The organism is Verrucosispora sp. WMMC514 (assembly GCF_027497295.1).
Lineage (GTDB): Bacteria > Actinomycetota > Actinomycetes > Mycobacteriales > Micromonosporaceae > Micromonospora > Micromonospora palythoicola.
Window position 1 is genome coordinate 485,113 of the sequence record NZ_CP114906.1, and the last position, 18,436, is coordinate 503,548.

General features: G+C 73.1%; 15 protein-coding genes. 3 read left to right on the forward strand and 12 right to left on the reverse strand.

What is annotated here, in order from left to right:
- Positions 1 to 9 precede the first annotated feature (9 nt).
- The 10 genes from murC to mraZ all read right to left on the reverse strand — a co-directional run bounded on the left by murC (position 10) and on the right by mraZ (position 13,184).
- On the reverse strand, positions 10 to 1,542 hold the full coding sequence (murC, locus tag O7597_RS02095; protein WP_269737472.1) for a UDP-N-acetylmuramate--L-alanine ligase: 1,533 nt from the start codon (positions 1,540 to 1,542) through the stop codon (positions 10 to 12).
- Positions 1,539 to 2,645 (reverse strand): undecaprenyldiphospho-muramoylpentapeptide beta-N-acetylglucosaminyltransferase, encoded by a 1,107-nt coding sequence (gene murG, locus O7597_RS02100; RefSeq protein WP_269737473.1) that lies wholly within the window; start codon positions 2,643 to 2,645, stop codon positions 1,539 to 1,541. The genes murC and murG overlap by 4 nt, the downstream gene beginning before the upstream one ends.
- Positions 2,645 to 4,054 carry a putative peptidoglycan glycosyltransferase FtsW gene (locus O7597_RS02105; RefSeq protein WP_281583358.1) on the reverse strand — a complete coding sequence of 470 codons (1,410 nt, stop codon included), beginning with the start codon at positions 4,052 to 4,054 and terminating at the stop codon, positions 2,645 to 2,647. Before O7597_RS02105 ends, murG begins: the two co-directional genes overlap by 1 nt.
- A 384-nt stretch (positions 4,055 to 4,438) precedes the next feature.
- Entirely contained in the window at positions 4,439 to 5,572 is a 1,134-nt protein-coding gene (mraY, locus tag O7597_RS02110) for a phospho-N-acetylmuramoyl-pentapeptide-transferase (RefSeq protein WP_099844714.1), read from the reverse strand.
- Positions 5,569 to 6,996, reverse strand: a complete 1,428-nt coding sequence (gene murF, locus O7597_RS02115; RefSeq protein ID WP_281581884.1) for a UDP-N-acetylmuramoyl-tripeptide--D-alanyl-D-alanine ligase — start codon at positions 6,994 to 6,996, stop codon at positions 5,569 to 5,571. The genes mraY and murF overlap by 4 nt, the downstream gene beginning before the upstream one ends.
- Entirely contained in the window at positions 6,993 to 8,483 is a 1,491-nt protein-coding gene (locus O7597_RS02120) for a UDP-N-acetylmuramoyl-L-alanyl-D-glutamate--2,6-diaminopimelate ligase (protein ID WP_269738658.1), read from the reverse strand. The genes murF and O7597_RS02120 overlap by 4 nt, the downstream gene beginning before the upstream one ends.
- A gap of 112 nt (positions 8,484 to 8,595) precedes the next feature.
- Positions 8,596 to 10,830, reverse strand: coding sequence for a penicillin-binding protein 2 (locus tag O7597_RS02125; RefSeq protein WP_269737475.1), 2,235 nt, complete (start codon positions 10,828 to 10,830; stop codon positions 8,596 to 8,598).
- Positions 10,831 to 10,833: 3 nt separating this feature from the next.
- Positions 10,834 to 11,439: a septum formation initiator family protein gene (locus O7597_RS02130; protein ID WP_269737476.1), complete on the reverse strand. Its 606-nt coding sequence runs from the start codon at positions 11,437 to 11,439 to the stop codon at positions 10,834 to 10,836.
- Positions 11,436 to 12,542 carry a 16S rRNA (cytosine(1402)-N(4))-methyltransferase RsmH gene (rsmH, locus tag O7597_RS02135; RefSeq protein ID WP_269737477.1) on the reverse strand — a complete coding sequence of 369 codons (1,107 nt, stop codon included), beginning with the start codon at positions 12,540 to 12,542 and terminating at the stop codon, positions 11,436 to 11,438. The genes O7597_RS02130 and rsmH overlap by 4 nt, the downstream gene beginning before the upstream one ends.
- Positions 12,543 to 12,752: 210 nt before the next feature.
- Positions 12,753 to 13,184 (reverse strand): division/cell wall cluster transcriptional repressor MraZ, encoded by a 432-nt coding sequence (gene mraZ / locus O7597_RS02140; protein ID WP_210830718.1) that lies wholly within the window; start codon positions 13,182 to 13,184, stop codon positions 12,753 to 12,755.
- A 355-nt stretch (positions 13,185 to 13,539) separates the two neighbouring features.
- Here mraZ and O7597_RS02145 point away from each other — a divergent pair, with 355 nt between their 5' ends.
- The 3 genes from O7597_RS02145 to O7597_RS02155 are packed head-to-tail and all read left to right on the forward strand — an operon-like array spanning position 13,540 to position 16,269.
- Positions 13,540 to 14,787 (forward strand): MurT ligase domain-containing protein, encoded by a 1,248-nt coding sequence (locus O7597_RS02145; protein WP_269738659.1) that lies wholly within the window; start codon positions 13,540 to 13,542, stop codon positions 14,785 to 14,787.
- Positions 14,777 to 15,496, forward strand: a complete 720-nt coding sequence (locus O7597_RS02150) for a glutamine amidotransferase (RefSeq protein WP_164449191.1) — start codon at positions 14,777 to 14,779, stop codon at positions 15,494 to 15,496. Before O7597_RS02145 ends, O7597_RS02150 begins: the two co-directional genes overlap by 11 nt.
- On the forward strand, positions 15,493 to 16,269 hold the full coding sequence (locus tag O7597_RS02155) for a VTT domain-containing protein (protein WP_332317102.1): 777 nt from the start codon (positions 15,493 to 15,495) through the stop codon (positions 16,267 to 16,269). The genes O7597_RS02150 and O7597_RS02155 overlap by 4 nt, the downstream gene beginning before the upstream one ends.
- 155 nt (positions 16,270 to 16,424) lie before the next feature.
- Here O7597_RS02155 and O7597_RS02160 read toward each other — a convergent pair whose 3' ends face one another.
- On the reverse strand, positions 16,425 to 17,078 hold the full coding sequence (locus O7597_RS02160) for a response regulator transcription factor (protein WP_281581885.1): 654 nt from the start codon (positions 17,076 to 17,078) through the stop codon (positions 16,425 to 16,427).
- Positions 17,075 to 18,418 (reverse strand): sensor histidine kinase, encoded by a 1,344-nt coding sequence (locus O7597_RS02165; RefSeq protein ID WP_281581886.1) that lies wholly within the window; start codon positions 18,416 to 18,418, stop codon positions 17,075 to 17,077. The genes O7597_RS02160 and O7597_RS02165 overlap by 4 nt, the downstream gene beginning before the upstream one ends.
- Positions 18,419 to 18,436: the final 18 nt, after the last annotated feature.

Genomic DNA, 18,436 nt, shown 5'->3' on the forward strand with positions numbered 1-18,436 from the left:
GACCGGGACTCATTCCGCGACGGGCGCCGCGCCGTCCACACCGACGGCTCCGGGCACGCTTCCCCCGATGCTCGTCGACCCGCCGGCCACCCCACCGGCGACGGTGCCGGTGAGCGCCGACGCACCGGTGGTACGCGTCGTCAACGCGGCGAGCAGCTCGTCACCCATCAGTGAGATCGGTGGCGCACCCATCGTCACCACCACGTCGCCGGGTCGGGCCCGCCGGGCCACCTCGGCCGGCGCCGACTCCCAGGTGTCGACGAAGACCTTCCGCTCCGCCGGTAGCGACACCGCCTCGACAAGCGCCGCCGAGCCCTCGCCGGGGCCACGCTCCTCGCCCGGCCCGAAGACCTCCAGCAGCACCAGTTCGTCGGCGATCGCCAGCGCCTCGGCGATCTCCGCCTGCAGCTGCCGGGTGCGGTAGAGCCGGTAGGGCTGGAAGACGACGATCAGCCGGCCGTCCCCGGCCACCTCGCGCAACGTCCGCAGCGCCAGCGTCATCGAGGTCGGGTGGTAGGCGTACTCGTCGTAGACCAGCACCCCGTCGACGTCACCCTTGCGCTCGAAGCGGCGGCGCACGCCCGGGAAGGCCGCCAGCGCGGCCTCCGCCGCCGCCAACGGCAACTCCAGCAGGTACGCGGCCAGCACCGCCGAGGCGCTGTTCAGCCCCATGTGCCGGCCCGGCACCGGCAACCGGAACTCGCCGAGCGGACGACCGTCGATGTGGGCGAGGTAGCGCACCCCCCGCGCCGAGGAGGCCATCTCGGTCAGTCGCAGGTCGGCGTCCTCGGCCTCCCCGTAGGTGTACACCCGACGCCCCTCGGCGCGCAGCGTCGCGGCCAGCCGCCGACCACCCGCGTCGTCGGCGCAGGTGATGACGAAGCCGTCCGGGTCGGTGAGCCGGGCGAACTCGGCGAAGGTGGCCTCCAGGTTGGCCAGATCGCCGTAGGTGTTCAGGTGGTCCGCCTCGACGTTCGTCACGATCGAGACGAACGGACGGTAGATGAGAAAGGAGCGGTCGCTCTCGTCGGCCTCCACCACGAAGTACTCGCCGGTGCCGTGGTGCGCCCCCGACCCCACCTCGGAGATCTCCCCACCGATCACGAAGGAGGGATCGACCCCGGCCTGCTGGAGCACCATGGTGACCATCGAGGTGGTGGTGGTCTTGCCGTGGGTACCGGCGACGGCCACGGTGCGGCGACCGGTCATCGCGGCCGCGAGGGCCTCCGAGCGGTGCAGCACCCGCAGCCCACGGCGGCGCGCCTCGACCATCTCCAGGTGGTCCGCGGGGATCGCCGAGGAGTACACGACCGTGTCCACGCCGTCGAGATTGGCTGTCTCGTGGGTCATGTGGATCGTCCCGCCGAGCGCCCGCAGGCCGGCCAACGACGGCCACTCCCGCAGTTCGCTGCCGGAGACCGGCAGGCCCCGGGTCAGGAAGAGCCGGGCCAGCCCGCTCATCCCCACGCCACCCACGCCGATCAGGTGGATGTGCCCAAGATCCTCGGCGGTCAGCGTGCCCGCCGGGCTGAACGTGGTCATCGGGATACCGCCTCGTAGACGAAGTTGAGCAGGGCCTCGTCGCCGTCGCGTCGCCCGTAGGCTGCGGCGGCGGTACCCATCGCGTGCAGCCGCTGCGGGTCGCGGATCAGCGGGATCACCGTTCGTTCGAGCCAGTCCGGCGTGACCTCGGCGTCGTCGACGAGCAGGCCGCCACCGGCCTCGACCACCGGCAACGCGTTGCGCTTCTGCTCCTGGTTGCTGTGCGGATAGGGCACGTAGATGGTGGGCAGCCCGATCGCGGCGACCTCGGCGCAGGTCATCGCCCCGCCCCGGCCGAGCATGAGGTCCGCCGCCGCGTACCCGGCGTCCATGTCGGACAGGTACGGCAGCGTCACGTACGGCACCGGCAGGTCGGTCGGAACCGACACCGGCTCGTTGCGGGCACCGATCACGTGCAGCACCTGCACGCCGTTGCGGGCAAGTTCCTTCGCCGCCCCCGAGACCGCGAGGTTGATCGACCGGGCGCCCTGCGAGCCGCCGGCGACGAAGAGCACCGGCAGGTCGGGACGGAGCCCGAAGTGGGCCCGCGCGGCGTTGCGCATCGCCGCCCGGTCCAGCCCGGCGATGCTGCGCCGCAACGGCACGCCCACCACCCGGGCGTCGCGCAGCGACTCCGCCTGGGCCGGCTGGTGCGGGAAGCCGACCGCGACGTGCTTGGTGAACTTCATCCCCAGCCGGTTGGCCACCCCCGGGGGCACGTTCACCTCGTGGATCACGATGGGCAGCTCCCGCCGCCAGGCGGCCAGGTAGGCCGGCACCGAGACGTACCCACCGAAGCCGACCACCACGTCGGCGCGTACCTCGTCGATGACCTTGCCCGCCGCGCGGGCCGCGGTCCACATCCGGCCCGGGGTACGGACCAGGTTCATGTTGATCGAGCGGGGCAGCTGGTAGGCGGGGATGTTCCGCAGGTCGTACCCGGCCGGCGGAATCAGCTCGTTCTCCAGGCCCTTCGGTGTGCCGAGGCAGGTTATCCGGACGCCGGGGTCGTGCCGCCGCAGGCAGTCGGCGAAGGCGAGCAACGGGTAGATGTGCCCCCCGGTGCCACCTCCTGCGAGCACCACCGAACGCAGCGGACCCATCAACGTCTCCTCTCGCTCGCCGACCCGCCGCGACCCCGGGCAGCCCGGGTGCCACGCGGTGTGGCCTGGTCGTCCGTGCGCCGCTTGCGCGCCTGGGGCACGGAGCCCCGGGCGGTCGACGGCGGCGCCGCGCGGCGCCGCCGGCCGGGAAGTGGCGGCAACGGTGCCCACACTAGTCGGACCCACCGGGCCGGCGGACGGGCATGCAGGGCCCGGGCCGCATCCGGTTCCGCCCGGGCGAACGAGGCCAGCATGCCGACCGCCGCGAGGGTCACCACCAGGGCGCTGCCGCCGTCGGAGATGAAGGGCAGCGGTACGCCGGTCAGCGGCAGCAGCCCGATCACGCCGCCGATGTTGATGAACGCCTGCCCGACGAGCCAGGCGGTGGCGCCGGCCGCGGCCAGTCGGCGGAACGGGTCGTCGACCCGGCGGGCGATGCGCAGACCGGTGTAGCCGAGCACGGCGAACAGGGTGACGATCACGGCGCAGCCGACCACGCCCAACTCCTCGGCGATCACCGCGAAGATGAAGTCGTTCTCGGCGGCCGGCAGCCAGGCCCACTTGGTCCGCCCCTGGCCCAGGCCGGTGCCGAACCAGCCCCCGTTGGCGATGGCGTACCGGGCCTGGACCATCTGGTAGCAGAGTTCCTCCTTGCAGCCGTCCAGCGGTGGCGGGTTGAAGAAGACGGTGAGCCGGGCCAGCCGGTAGTTCTCCTCGCCCCGTACGCCGGAACCGGCGCCGAGGGAGGCCACCGCCACCAGCAGGCCGATGCCGAGCAGCCCGATCGCGCTGAGCGCGGCGAAGACCCGCAGCCGCACCCCGGCCGCCCAGAGCAGCCCCACCACCAGGGCCAGCAGGCAGAGCATGCTGCCCAGGTCGTTGTAGCCGACCAGCACGAACAGCAACCCCACCACCGGGAACAGCGGCGTGGCCAACTCCCGCCACCAGCCCAGCGCCGCGCCCTTGCGGGCGAGCACGTGCGCGCCCCACAGCACCAGCGCGAACTTCGCCAGCTCCGACGGTTGCAGGCTGATCCCGCCGATGTACAGCCAGAGCAGCTTGGCCTCCAGCGGGCCGATCTTCGCGTCGCCGTCGGTCAGCCGTCCGTACGCCACCAACAGGTTCAGCAGGATCAGCAGCCCCACCGCGACCGCCAGGGTCGGCCGGCCCAGGGCCCGGTAGGTGCGCGCCGGCAGGCGCTGGCAGGCCCAGAACGCCACGATGCCGATCACCGCGAAGATCGCCTGCTTGGTCAGCGACGCCGAGGCGTTGCCGTCCTGGGCGTAGTCCCGCACGCTGGTGGCCGAGAAGACCATCGTGAGGCCGATCAGCAGCAGCAGGCCGGCGCTGGCCAGCAGCAGGTGGTAGGAGGCCAACGGCCTCGACAGCAGGCCCCGCAGCGCGGCCAACGATCCCAGCGCGTCGAGCCCACGCCACGGCCCCTCGGCGTCGCCGCCCGTCACGGTGCCACCGGCCCGCGCCGCACCGGTCCCGCTGGAGCCTGCGGCCCGTCCGGCCGCCGCGGTCACCGACACCTCCGGACGCGCCGGGCTGCCGGCCGGGCTCCGACCCACCGTCACGTCGTCTCCTCGCGCCTCCCCCACAGCGTCATCATCGCCGCAACCGGCACCCGTCCGGGGCGGTACGCCCCGGTCGGCGTGTCGCACTTGCGCCGACCACCCTCCGCTGTCCCGCCAACACGCCAACCCAAGGCGTTGATCAAGAAGTTTGGGTCGGAATCCGGCGGATCCGCGACGGAAACTTCTTGATCAACACGTCTGGGGTGGGGTGGGTCAGCCCATGTTGGCCAGGAAGTCGCTGTAGAAGAGGCCGAGGGCGATGGCCACGCCGATGCCGGCGATGATCCAGAAGCGGACCACGATGTTGACCTCGCTCCAGCCGGCCAACTCGAAGTGGTGCTGCAACGGCGACATCCGGAACACCCGCTTGCCGGTGGTCTTGAAGGAGATGATCTGGATAACCACCGACATCGTGATGATCACGAACAGGCCGCCGATGATCAGCAGAAGCAGGATGGTCCGGGTCGACATCGCCATGCCGGCGATCAGGCCACCGAGACCGAGCGCTCCGGTGTCGCCCATGAAGATCCGGGCCGGCGAGGTGTTCCACCACAGGAAGCCGACGCAGGCCCCGGCCGCCGCCCCGGCGATCAGCGCGATCTCCAGCGGGTCCCGGACCGTGTAGCAGTAGTTGTCCGGATTAGCGGTGTACGCCGGGTCGGCGCACCAGTGCCGGTACTGCCAGAAGGCGATCACCGCGTACGCGCCGAGCACCATCACCGAGGCCCCGGTGGCCAGCCCGTCGAGACCGTCGGTGAGGTTCACGCCGTTGGTCGCCGCCATCACCACGAAGATGAAGATGATCACCGCACCGATCTTGGTGACGTCCAGCGCCGGGATGTCCCGGATGAAGCTGAGCGTGGTGCTGCCGACCGTCTCGGTGTTGGTCACCGCGCCGGAGGCGTCGGTCATGGTGGACGGGAACCAGAGCGCGACCACCCCGAACACCGCGCCGACCAGGATCTGCCCGAGCAGCTTGCCCCGGGCGCTCAGGCCGCCGCTGTGCCGCTTGCGCACCTTCAGGAAGTCGTCGATGAAGCCGACCGCGCCGCAGAAGACCATCAGCCCCAGCAGCACCAGCGCCGTGATGGTCGGCTCGACCTGGGCGATCTGCGCGTCGGGCAGCGTGGTCAGGGCGAGGTGCCCGGCCACGTACGCGATGACGGTGGCCAGGATGAACACCACGCCGCCCATCGTCGGCGTGCCCTTCTTGCCCTGGTGCATCTGCGGGCCCTCGGCCCGGATGGGTTGTCCGGCCTTGAGCCGGGTGAAGACCCGGATCGCGATCGGGGTGCAGAACAGCGAGACGAGGAAGGCCACCCCGATGGCCACGATTACCGCTCTCACGCGGCGCCACCCCCGGCCGACGCCGAGGTACCGTCGCCGTCCCCGGCGGCGTCGACACGCAGCGCGTCGGCCACCTCCCAGGTCCGGTACCGGGAGCCCTTGACCAGGACGACGTCGCCCGGTCGTAGCTCGCTGCGCAGCACCTCGACGGCCGCCGCCTGATCGGTGAGCAGCACCGACTCTCCTCCCCAGTCACCTACCGATGTCGCCCCGTGGTGGATCGGCGCCGCCGCCTCGCCGACCACGAGCAACCGGTCCACGCCCAACTCGGCCGCGAGTCGGCCCACCTCGGCGTGTCCCTGCGCCTCGAATTCGCCCAACTCGGCCATGTAGCCGAGCACCGCGACGGTACGCCGTCCCGCGCCGATGCCGCCCAGCGCCCGCAACGCCACCGCCGTCGACGCCGGATTGGCGTTGTACGAGTCGTCGATCACGGTGACCCCGTCGGTGCGCTCGAAGACGTCCATCCGGCGGGTGGAGACCAGCCCGAGCGCGCCCAGCGCGATGGCCAGCTCGGCCAGCGGCATGCCCAGCTCCCGCGCCACGGCCGCGGCGGCCAGACTGTTCCAGACCTGGTGCCGGCCGGTGAGCCCGAGTCGCACCGGCGCCGTGCCCTCCGGCGTGACCAGGGTGTACGCGGCCCGTCCCCGCTCGTCGAGCGTCACGTCCACGGCCCGCACGTCGGCGTGCGCCGACTCGCCGTAACGGACCACCCGGGCCGCAGTCCGGGCGACCATCGCGTCGACAAGCGGATCGTCGGCGTTGAGCACCGCCAGGCCGTCGGCCGGCAACGCCTCGACCAGCTCGCCCTTGGCCAGCGCGATGTTCTCCTGCGAACCGAACTCGCCGATGTGCGACACCCCGACGTTGAGCACCACGGAGATGCGCGGAGGCGCGACCTCGCAGAGGTAGCGCACGTGGCCGATGCCCCGGGCGCCCTTCTCCATCACCAGGTACCGGGTGGTCGGGCCGGCCTGCAACGCCGTGTACGGGTGTCCCAGCTCGTTGTTGAACGACCCGGGCGGCGCCACCGTCTCTCCGAGCCGGGCGGTCAACTGGGCGATCAGGTCCTTGGTGGTGGTCTTGCCGGAGGACCCGGTCAACCCGATCACGGTCAGCCCGGGCAGCCGATCGACCACCGCGCGGGCCAGCCGGCCCATCGCCGCCAACGGGTCGGCCACGACGATCATCGGCACGCCGGGCACCGCCCGGGTACCCATGACCGCCACCGCACCGGCGGCCACCGCCGCGGCGGCGAAGTCGTGGCCGTCCACCTTCTCCCCGTCGAAGGCGACGAAGAGCCCACCGGAGGTGACCTTGCGGGAGTCGAACTCCACGCTGCCGGTGACCTGCGCGGCGGGATCGGCGGCGACCAGCCGTCCGTCGACCGCCGAGGCCACCTCGGCCAGGCTGAGCGTGATCACTGCCCCTCCAGATCCCCGAAGCGGCTGCGCAGCGCGTCGGCGAGTTCGGTCCGGTCGTCGAACGGGTACACCTCACCGGCGATCTCCTGGCCCCGCTCGTGACCCTTGCCGAGCAGGGCCACCACGTCACCCGGTGCCGCCAGCCGCACCGCCTCGTCGATCGCCGCGCGGCGACCGCCGACCTCGACGACCCGGGCGGGCGCACCGGCCCGGTGGGCACCGGCGAGCACCTCGGCACGGATCGCCGCCGGATCCTCGGTGCGGGGGTTGTCGTCGGTCACCACCACCAGGTCGGCACCGGCCGCGGCGGCGGCACCCATCGCCGGCCGCTTTCCCCGGTCCCGGTCGCCGCCGGCACCGATGACGCAGATCAGCCGGCCGGTGCTGAGTTCCCGCAGCGCGGCCAGCGCGGCCACCACGGCGTCGGTCTTGTGCGCGTAGTCGACCACCCCGCGCACCCCACCGGCCACGCCCACCGACTCCAGCCGGCCCGGCACGCCGCCGCAGGCGGCCACGCCCTCGGCGGCGGTCACCGGGTCGACCCCGGCGGCCACCAGGCTGGCGATGGCCAGCAGGGCGTTGGACACGTTGTGCCGGCCGGGCAGCGCCACCCGGGCGGGCAGTACCAGCCCGTCCGGACCGTGCGCGGTGAACCGCTGCGCGTACCCCTCGCCGGTCAGCTCGTCGGCCCACCAGCTGGCGGCCCGGTCGCCGAGCGCGGAGAAGCTGACCGTGGCCGGCTTGAACAGCGCCTTGAGCGCCGGGTCGTCGTGGTTGAGCACCTCGACGGCACACCGGCCGTCGAACAGCCGGGCCTTGGCGGCGAAGTAGTCCTCGGCGTCGGCGTGGAAGTCCAGGTGGTCGGAGCCGAAGTTGGTCCAGCCGCCGACGGTGAACCGCACCCCGCCGACCCGGCCCATCGCCAGGGCGTGGCTGGAGACCTCCATGACCACGGCGGTGACCCCACGCTCGGCGGCGGCGGCCAGCATGGCGTGCAGGTCGGTGGCCTCGGGCGTGGTCCGCACGCTGTCGATCACCAGGTCGCCGAGCCGGGTCTCCACGGTGCCGATCAGGCCGGTGACGTGGCCGGCGGCGCGCAGCCCCGACTCGATCAGGTACGCGGTGGAGGTCTTGCCGGCGGTGCCGGTCACGCCGATCACGGTCAACCCCGCCGTCGGATCGCCGTAGACCGCCGAGGCGAGCGGGCCGAGCACCGCGCGGGGCTCGGCCACCACCAGGGTCGGCAACCCGATGTCGGCGGCCCGCTCGGCGCCGGCCGGGTCGGTGAGCATCGCGACCGCGCCGGCGGCCGCCGCGTCGGCGGCGAACTCCGCGCCGTGCCGCCGGGCCCCGGGCAGGGCCGCGTACAGGTCGCCGGGGCGGACCTCGCCGCTGGCGTGGGTCACCCCGGTCACCATCGGGTCGGCGCTGGTGCCGGACGCCACGGCGAGCCGGGCGGCCAGGGCACCGAGCCGGATCCCGGTCACGGAACGGGGACGAGGATTGCCGCGCACGGCGTCAGACCCTACCCGGTCGCCCGCTCCCGGCCGCACGGCGCGCCTGAATCTCCGTCGCATGGAGTCGAACCGCAGGTCGTGGCTACGGGAAGACGGTGAACGTCGGCGCCGGTTCGGTCGACGGCGGTACCCGGTGGTGGCGCAGGGTGAAGGTCATCATGTCGCGGAAGGCCGGTGCCGAGATCTGACCGCCACCACCGCTGGGGCTGTGCACGAAGACCGCGATGACGTAGCGCGGGTTCTCCGCCGGAGCCATCCCGATGAACGAGGCGACCTCGCCGGGCTGCTTCTTGCCGTCCACCAGCCGCCAGCCGGTGCCGGTCTTGCCGGCGACCCGGTAACCGGGGACCGCGGCGGCCAGGCCGGTGGCGTCGTCGACCGTGGTGACCGCCTCCATGATCGTACGCAGCGCGGCGGCATTGTCCGGGCTGAGCACCTGCCGGGTCTCCGGCTCCGGCCCGGGGGTCCGTTTCCCGTTCGGGGCGATCGTCTCCTTCACCAGGTGTGGCTGGATGTAGGTGCCGTCGTTGGCGATGGCGGCGTATGCGGCGGCCATCTGCAACGGGGTGGCGTCCACGCTGTGCCCGATCGGCACCGACCCGTGCGACGACCCGCTCCACTCCTGCACCGGCAGCAGCCGCCCGCTCGCCTCGCCGGGCATCCCGACCCCGGTCGGCTTGCCCAGGCCGAAGCGCCGCTGGTAGTCCAGCAGCCGGTCCGGACCGAGCTTGTCGGCGATCTGGATGGTGCCGACGTTCGAGGAGTACGCCATCATGCCGGCGACGCTCATCCGCCGCCCGTTCGCCTGGTGGGTGTCGCGGAACCAGGTGTCGCCCTTGCGGATGGCGTTGGCCACCGGGAACGAGGTGTCCCGGGTGATGACGCCCTCCTGCAGGGCCGCCCCGAACGTGATCGGTTTGTGCACCGAGCCCGGGTCGACGATGAAGCTGGTGGCCGCGTCCTCCCGGTCGGTCGGCTCGCTGGGGAAGGGCTTCGCCGCGTTGTAGGTGGGATGGCTGGCCTGGGCCAGCACCTCACCGGTACGCGCGTCCAGCACCACGGCGGCGCCGGTGCTGCCCTGCACCTGCTGCGTCTGCTCACTGAGGATGCGCTGCACCATGTACTGCAGGTCGCGGTCGATGGTGAGCACCAGCGAACTGCCCGGCTTGGCCTTCGTGGTGCGGCTGATGCCGCCGGGAATCGGGGCGGCCAGGTCGCCGAGGCCGATCTCGAAGACCCGCTGGCCGTCCTCGCCGTGCAGCAGGTCGTCGAAGCGCGCCTCCAGGCCCTCCAGCCCGACCATGTCCGGGCTGGTGAAGCCGATCAGGTTGGCGGCGAGGTCCCCGCCGGGCACCTCGCGCCGCTCGTCGCGGTGCGTGCCGATGCCGGGCAGCTTGAGCGCCGTGATCTCCTTGGCGCGGTCGATGTCAACCCCCCGGGCCAGGTACTCGAACTGCGAGTCGACGCCGTTGATCCGCTTGCGGGGTTTCATCTTCTCGGCCAGTTCGGAGGCCGGGATACCGAGCAGCGGGGAGAGCGACGCCGCGGTCGCCGCGATGTCTTTCACCCGGGTCGGGTCGGCGTAGACGTACCGGGCCTCGACGCTGTGCGCCAGCGCGGCCTCGCCGGAGCGGTCGTAGATGGCGCCCCGCGGCGCGGGCAGCGGCACGGTGGTGATGCGGTCGGCGATCCCGCCGTCGGCGTACGCCGGGGTGTCGACGGTCTGGAGCACGACCAGCCGCACGCCGACGGCGACGAAGAGGGCCAGGGTCAACGCGGTGCCCAGGCGCAGCCGGCGGCCCGGGTCGGCCAGCCGGGGCGGTCGGGGTCGCTGGCGCGACGGTCGGCGCGGCGGCGTACGGTCCCCGCGACGCGGTTCCCGGTTGGTCACCCGTCGTCGGGGGGCGGTGGCCGGGGCCTCGTCGCGCGGGGTGCGGTCGGTGACGGTACGCGTCACGGTGGCACGGGCGGCGCCACCGTCCCGGCGGGCCGCGCCACCCGGTCGGCCGGCGGCCCGGCCGGCGGTGACCCGACCACCGTCGAGGACCTGTAGCGCCGGCCGGAACGGATCCTGCGACCGGCTGCTGCGCGGGGTGCGCCGCTGCTCGGCGCGTCCGGTGCCGGCGGCCGCGCCGCTCTCGCGGACGGAGCGGCCCCGGGGCGTGTAGGCGCGGGCGTCGGAGATGCCGCCCAGACCCGGCGTCACGTCCCGCTCACCGGCCGGGCGGGGCGGCGAACTCCGCTGCCCGCCGCCACGCGACGAACCGCGCCGGGAGCCTTCGGCGTCCCGGCGCGGTTCCTCGGACCTCGGTGGCACGGCCTACCCCTGCCCGCCCTGCTGGCTGGCGATGGAGAGCTTGCCACCGGCCGGCTGCGGCACCCCGATCACCTTGCCGTCCGGCAGCCGGATGTACGCCGGCTCACCCGACTCGACAAGCCCCAGCTTGCGGGCCTGGGCGGTGAGGTTGCCGGGCGACTCGGACTCGGCGATCTGCTTCTTCAGCTGCTGCTGCTCCACGTCGAGCTTGGCCTGCTGCTGCTGCAGCTCGTCGAGCCGGAAGGCGTTCTCGTTGATCTTCGTGTTGACCGCCAGGATGCCCAGCACCCCGCCGACGACCAGCACCACCACCAGCGCGGCGAACGGTGCCCGCGGCACCCGCACCGGCGGCGGCGGGGCGACCCGCAGCCGCGGCGACTCCGACCGCTCGGCCGCGACGGCGGCCCGCTCCACCGGACGCAGCGCCGCGCTGCCCTGGGTCGGGAACTCGCGCGCCCCCCGGGCGCGAGTCTCCGCCGACCGGTTCACCCGGTCCGTCCGCCGAGCACCGTCGCCCGTTCCCCGGGTCCGCTCCGCCGCGATCCGGCCCCCCGACCGCGGTGCGCGCTGCCCGGCGCCGGCGATGTCCCGACGCTTGTCTACGTTCATGTCCCCTCCCCCTCTTCGTCCGTGGTGTCCCCCGGCGCCCGCCGCGGATCCGGACCGGATTCCGTGGTCGACGCCGTCCCCGGTTGGTGCATCGCCTTGACCCGGCGGCGGTACCGTTCGCGGTCGGTACGCCCCCGTTGCCGTGCCTGCGGGTCGATCCGCTCCGCGGCCCGCAGGCGCACCGAAGCGGCCCGCGGATTCGCGGTGACCTCCACCTCCCCAGGCAGTTCCGCGCCCCGGCTGAGCAGCCGGAACGTCGGCTCTGACCCGGGCAGTTCGACCGGGAGGTCGATCGGGCCCGTGCTGCGGACCCGATCGGCGAGCGCCTGTTTGGTGAGCCTGTCCTCCAGCGAGTGGTAGGACAGGACCACCAGGCGACCGCCGACGGCGAGTCGGTCCAGAGCGGCCGGCAGCGCCGTCTCCAGCGCTGCCAGTTCTCTGTTTACCTCGATCCGTAAAGCCTGAAACGTTCTCTTTGCCGGGTGTCCCCCGGTTCGCCGGGCTGGTGCCGGAATCGACTCCCGGACCAGCTCGGCCAGCCGCGCCGAGGAGGTGATCCGGCCGCGTTCCCGCTCCCGGATGATCGCCGAGGCGATCCGCCCGGCGAACTTCTCCTCGCCGTAGACCCGCAGCACCCGGGCCAGGTCCGGGTGCGGGTAGGTGTTGACCACCTCCTCGGCGGTCACCCCCCGGGTCTGGTCCATCCGCATGTCCAACGGCGCGTCCTGCGCGTACGCGAACCCGCGGTCGGGCGCGTCGAGCTGCAACGAGGAGACACCGAGATCGAACAGGACCCCGTCCACGGACGGATATCCCAGCCGGTCGAGCACCTCGGGCAGCTCGTCGTAGACGGCGTGCTCCAGGTGGACGCGGTCGGCGAACCGGGCCAGCCGGACCCTGGCGTGGGCCAGCGCCTCGGTGTCCCGGTCCAGGCCCACCAGCACCGTCTCCGGATGGGCTCGCAGCACCGCCTCGGCATGGCCGGCGAGGCCCAACGTCGCGTCGACGTGCACGGTGCGCCCACCCCGGCCCAGTGCGGGGGCCAGCAGCTCGAGACACCGCTCGAGCAGCACCGGCACGTGCGTGCCACGTAGCTCCCCCATGTCGACCCCCACTGGTTGAACCGGTTGTGTATCCGCGCCCTGTTCGTCGGACGACGCCGTGCCGTCGTACCGCCAGATCCCCATCCGCTCTCCGCCCGCCCGTCGGGCCGGTGGCCCGGAAGGTCGGATCGTGCGCCTGGCACCGGGGAAGGGATGCCAGGAACTCGAAAGCGGCTGGAGATCTCGCAGTACGTCGGGCGTCGCCACGCCCTACAGACCGCCGGGCAGCACCCCTTCCTCGATGTCGGCGAAGTCGTCTTCGCTCTCGGCGAGGTAGGTCTCCCAGGCGACCCTGTCCCAGATCTCCACCCGGGTGCTCGCGCCGATGACCACCAGGTCCCGGTCGAGCCCCGCGTAGCTGCGCAGGTGCGCCGGGATGGTCACCCGGCCCTGCTTGTCCGGCACCTCGTCGTGCGCGCTGGCGAAGAACACCCGGCTGTAGGCCCGGGCCGCCTTGTGCGTCATCGGCTGCGCGCGCAACTGCTCCGCGATCCGCTGGAACTCCGGCGTCGGGAAGACGTAGAGGCAGCGCTCCTGCCCTTTGGTGATCACGACACCCCCCGCCAGCTCATCCCGGAACTTCGCCGGAAGGATCAACCGGCCTTTGTCGTCCAGGCGCGGAGTGTGGGTGCCGAGAAACATCGGCCCAACCCCCTCGCCCTTGAGCGGCGTTCGCGCGCCGCTGACCCCCCGGGCCGGTGGGCCCCTCCCGGCCCCACCAATGCGCCCCACTCTACTCCACTTCCCTCCACTCGCAACCAGATTCGACCGCGTGGCGTGGCGCGCGTCGCCACAAAACCGCACGTCAGCCGGGGTGGAGCGGAGTGGAGGGCCGCGCGGCGCCCCCGGGCGGGTCCGCTTTCCGACATAGATCGACTCCGTCCGGCCGAGGGTCATCCGACCGGGCGCCGGCCGCGCCGAGCCGAACGGATCGCCGTCGGTGCCGATCTCGCGGGTCCGCTGGTCCGGTAACCTCGCTCGCGTGACGGACGCGAAGATGCCCCTGCGGGCGAAGGTGGCCAGCTCCGTGTCACGGACCGCCGCGGCGTTGTCCCGGGCGGCGGGCCGGGGCGACGGCTCGGTGATCGGTGGTTGGCTCGGCCTGAAGATCGACCCCGAACTGCTCGCCCACCTCTCCGCCGGACGGGCCATCGCGCTGATCTCCGGCACCAACGGCAAGACCACCACCACCCGGCTCGCCGCCGCGGCCGTCGGGGTGCTCGGCCGGGTCGCCACCAACTCGTTCGGCGCCAACATGCCCACCGGGCACACCTCCGCGCTGGCCAAGGCCGGCAGCACGCCGTACGCCGTGCTGGAGGTCGACGAGCACTACCTCGCCCAGGTGATCGAGGCGACCGACCCGCACGTGGTGGCGCTGCTCAACCTCTCCCGCGACCAGCTGGACCGGGCCAAGGAGGTCGCCATGATGGCGCAGCTCTGGCGCGCGGCGCTGGCCCGGCACCCGGACATCCGCGTGGTCGCCAACGCCGACGACCCGATGGTGGTCTGGGCCGCCACCCCGCCGGCCAGCCACGACCAACGGATCACCCCGCCGCACGTCACCTGGTTCTCCGCCGGGCAGCGCTGGCACGACGACTCCTGGGTCTGTCCCGAGTGCGGCTCCACCATCCAGCGCTCCGGCGAGCAGTGGTGGTGCACCGGCTGCCCGCTCCGCCGGCCGGAGCCGCAGTGGACCGTGGACGAGGAGGGCGTCGTCGACCCGACCGGCGCCTGGTACAAGGTCAAGCTCCAGCTGCCCGGCAAAGTCAACATCGGCAACGCGGCGACCGCGCTGGCGGTCGCCGCCGAGTTCGGCGTACGTCCCTTCGACGCGGTTCCCCGCCTCGGCGACGTGACCTCGGTGGCCGGGCGCTACGCGCAGGTCGTCCGGGACGGTCGCACCGTGCGACTGCTGCTGGCCAAGAACCCGGCCAGTTGGCTGGAGGCGTTCGACATGGCCGACGAGGCGCCGACGCTGCTGTCCATAAACGCCCGGGACCCCGACGGGCTGGACACCTCCTGGCTCTTCGACGTCGACTTCGCCCCGCTGCGCGGCCGGCTGGTGCTCATCACCGGCGACCGGGCGTACGACCTGGCCGTACGACTCGAGGTCAACGACGTGCCCTTCCAGTACGTACGCACCTTCGACGAGGCCGTCCGGGCGGTACCGCCGGGTCGGCTGGAGGTCATCGCGAACTACACCGCCTTCCAGGACATCCGAGCGGAGTTGGATCGTGTCAACTGAGACCCTGCGCATCGTCTGGATCTACCCGGACCTGTTGTCGACGTACGGCGACCGGGGCAACGCCCTGATCCTGGCCCGCCGGGCCCAGCAGCGCGGATTCCCGGTCGAGGTGCTGGAGGTCCGCTCCGACGAGCGGCTGCCCACCACGGCCGACATCTACCTCATCGGGGGTGGGGAGGACGGCCCGCAGGCACTCGGCGCACAACGGCTGCTCGCCGACGGTGGCCTGCACCGGGCGGTGGCCCAGGGTTCGGTGGTCTTCGGCGTCTGCGCCGGCTACCAGTTGCTCGGCACCTCGTTCTTCGCCAAGGGCACCCAGTACCAGGGCCTGGAACTGCTCGATCTCTCCTCGGACCGGGGCCCCAGCCGGGCCGTCGGCGAGCTGGCCGGCGACATCGACGCCCGTCTCGGCCTACCGCCGCTGACCGGGTTCGAGAACCACGGCGGCCGCACCCACCTGGGCCCCGGCGTCTCACCGCTGGCCCGGGTCACCGCCGGGGTCGGCAACGACGGCGCCACCGAGGGAGCCTGGCGGGGCAAGCTGCTCGGCACGTACTCCCATGGCCCGGCGCTGGCCCGCAACCCGGCGCTGGCCGACCTGCTGCTGCGCTGGGCGACCGGCGCGCAGCACCTGCCTCCGCTCGACGACACCTGGGCCGACCGGCTGCGGGCCGAACGCCGGACCGCGGTGGCCACCGCCCGGGCATGATCCGCAAGCTGCGGACGCGACTGCTGCGGGCGAGCCGGTCGGGCGACCTCGCAGCCGGCCCGCCGCAGCCGGACACCCCACCGGTCGGCCCCCCGCCCGCCGGGTGGCGCCGCCTACTGGTCGCCGCGACGCCGTCGGCCACCCGGTTCGCGCTGCTGCTGCTCCTGCTCACCGCCTTCGCGGTGACGCTGCTGCTGGTGCCGCACCCCGAACCGACCGCGCTGCCGGACCTGGCCGACCGGATGGGGCCGCTCGCTCCGGTGGCCGGTGTGCTCGGCGGGGCACTGCTGCTGGTGGCGCTGGTCCCCCGCACCTTCATCACGCTCGCCTCAGGCGCGATCTTCGGTGCCCTGGAAGGTGCCGCGTACGCGCTCGGCGCCGCACTGCTGGCGGCGGCGATCGGCTTCGCCGTGGGTCGGGTGCTGGGTCGGGAGTTCGTCGCCGAACGCGTCCGGGGCCGGCTGGCCCGCCTCGACCGCTGGTTCACCCGGCAGAGCGTGCTCGGCGTGGTCACCGTACGGCTGCTGCCGATCTCCGGTTTCGGCCTGGTCAGCTACGGCTACGGCACCACCGGCGCGCGGGTGTTGCCGTTCCTCGTCGGCAGCGTGATCGCCTCCGCGCCGACCGCGTTCGGCTATGCGGCGGTCGGTGCCGCCGTCACCAGCCCCAGCGGGATCAACTGGTTCGCCGCCGCCCCGGCCTCCCTGGGGTTCATCGCCAGCGCCGTGCTGCTCGCCCGCTGGTGGCGCGCCGAACGCCGCCTCCGCCGCTGACCAACTTCCCCACCCCGAACCCAGCGGGACCGCGCAACTTCGGGGAAAGTGCTGGTTCCGAGGCGGTCGAGGCAGCACTTCCCCCGAAGTTGCGCATGCGGGCATGCAAGCACGCGGCGAGTGGGGGCGGCGGGGTGATGAGGTGGTGGGGCGGGTCAGCGGGATGCGGTGACCAGGCCGGCTTCGTAGGCGGCGATGACCAGGTGCACCCGGTCGCGGGCGCCGAGCTTGCTGAAGAGTCGGGCCACGTGAGCCTTTGCGGTGGCCGTACTGATCACCAGCTCGGCGGCGATCTCGGCGTTGGACAGGCCCCGTCCCACGAGGGTGAGCACCTCGCGCTCCCGATCGGTCACCCCGGCCAGCGACCGTGGCGTCGCAGCCGCCGGCCGGCGACTGAACTCCGCGATCAGTCGCCGGGTCACACCTGGTGCGATGAGCGCGTCCCCCGCCGCCACCACCCGGATCGCACCGAGGATGTCCTCCAACGCCATGTCCTTGACGAGAAAGCCGCTCGCGCCGGCCCGCAGCGCGGCGTGCACGTGTTCGTCGTCGTCGAACGTGGTGAGCACCAGCACCCGGGCAGGACCGCCGGAGTCGGTGATCGTCCGCGTCGCCTGGATGCCGTCGGTCCCTGGCATCCGCAGGTCCATCAGCACCACGTCGGGCAACACCTCACGAGTCAGGCGTATGGCTTCGGCGCCGGTGCCCGCCTCGCCGACCACCGCCATGTCCGGCACGTCGGCGATCAGCACGCGCAGCCCGGCCCGCACCAGCGGCTGGTCGTCAACGAGCAGCACCCGGATGGTCACCGCTCCGCCGCCTCCTGAGGACGACCGTCGGCCCCGCCACCACCATCCGGACGACGACCGTCGGAACTGGCACCATCCGGACCATCGCCGACCCGGCCGCCACCAGCCGGACGGCCACCGACGGCACCAGCACCACCCGGACGACCACCGGCCGGGACTGCGCTCTGCGGCGACACCGGCAGCCAGGCTGTCACCCGGAAGCCTCCCTCGGACCGTGGTCCGGCCCGGAACCGGCCGCCGACGGCCATGACCCGCTCGCGCATGCCGATCAAGCCGTGCCCCTCGACGCCGATCGGACCGCCCCGGCCGTCGTCGACGATCTCCACCATGACCGCGTGGTCGCCGCGCTCGACGACGACCCGGCACGCGTCCACCCCGGCGTGGCGGACCACGTTGGTGAGCGCCTCCTGGACGATGCGGAACGCGGCAAGGTCGATCTCGGCCGGGACCGGCCCGTCGCCGGCCGTGCACAGCTCCACCCGGACTCCGGCATCACCCGTCGCGGCGATCAGCCGCTCCAGGTCCATCAGTCCAGGCACCGGCTCCAGCGACGCCGGATCTCCGTCGCCACGACGCAGCGCGCCGAGGGTACGCCGAAGCCCGGCCAGGGTGTCGCGGCTGGCCGCCTCGATGGTGGCGAGCGCGGCGCGGGCCTGCGCCGGCTGGGTGTCGATCACCCGCGCGCCGGCCCCGGCCTGGATGGCGATGACGCCGATGCTGTGCGCCACCATGTCGTGCAGTTCCCGGGCGATGCGCAGCCGCTCGGCGGTGATCGCCTCGGCGGTGGCGTGCCGGCGCAGCGCGGCCGCGTAGTCCCGCCGCGCCCGTACCGAGTTTCCGGCGGTCCAGCCCACCGCGACCGCCAGCACGGTCAACGCGGCCTGGTTCACCGGCTCGACCCCGAGGTTCACGAAGCCGGCGAGCACCTGGGTCACCAGCACCACCCCGGCGGCCGGCACCGACACCCGACGGGAGCGGTTCGCGGCGACGACGGCGAGCGCCGCGTCGACGGCGAGGAACTGGAGGTTGAAGATGTCGCCGAGGTACCCGGGATCCCGGCCGTGCACGGTCGCGGCGCACAGCGTCGCTCCGGCGAGCATCAGGCCGAGCGCGGTCAGCGGGCGGCGACTCAGCAGACCCGCCGGCAGCACCACGATCAGCACCGGCACCAGGTAGCGCACCGGCAGCCACCAGCCCACCACGCCGACCCCGTCGCCGCTGTTCGCCACGGCCGGCGCCAGCGCCCAGAGCACCGGCAGCAGGGCGACCCCGGCCCACACCAGGACCGCCCGCACCACCGGCACGGTGGCACGCGGCCGGATCAGGGCGGTGAGGTCCACCGGCACACGGTATCCAGC